The sequence below is a fragment of the Vibrio sp. 2033 genome (assembly GCF_033339735.1).
In genome coordinates this window covers 1-515 of record NZ_JAWOVC010000848.1, presented here as the reverse complement: position 1 = coordinate 515, position 515 = coordinate 1, and the positions used below count along the sequence as shown (strand labels likewise).

1 protein-coding gene is annotated in these 515 nt (G+C 51.1%); it reads right to left on the bottom strand.

Annotated elements, in window-relative coordinates; all coding sequences use genetic code 11:
* On the bottom strand, window positions 1-515 hold a 515-nt coding region (locus tag R7P74_RS29435; RefSeq protein WP_318124282.1), incomplete at both ends, for a zinc-binding dehydrogenase.

Here is a 515-nt window from a genome sequence, read left to right as displayed (position 1 = left end):
GGTACGGATGCTCTTACCTTCGTGCATCAGATCAAATGCTTTGTTTACGTCTTCCAAGCCCATCGTGTGAGTAATGAACTCTTGTAAGCCAAACTCACCCGCCATGTAGCGGTTTACGATTTCTGGAAGCTCAGAGCGACCTTTAACGCCACCGAACGCACTGCCGCGCCATACACGACCCGTAACCAGCTGGAATGGACGAGTTGAGATCTCTTGACCCGCACCCGCAACACCGATGATCACCGACTCACCCCAACCTTTGTGACAGCACTCAAGCGCTTGACGCATTACGTTGACGTTACCGATACATTCGAATGAGTAGTCCACACCGCCATCCGTCATTTCAACAATCACTTCTTGAATTGGCTTGTCGAATTTTTGTGGGTTGATGACGTCTGTAGCACCAAGTTGTTTAGCTAGGTCGAATTTGCTTTCGTTGATGTCGATACCGATGATGCGGCTTGCACCTGCCATGCGCGCACCGATGATCGCTGAAAGACCGATGCCGCCCAGAC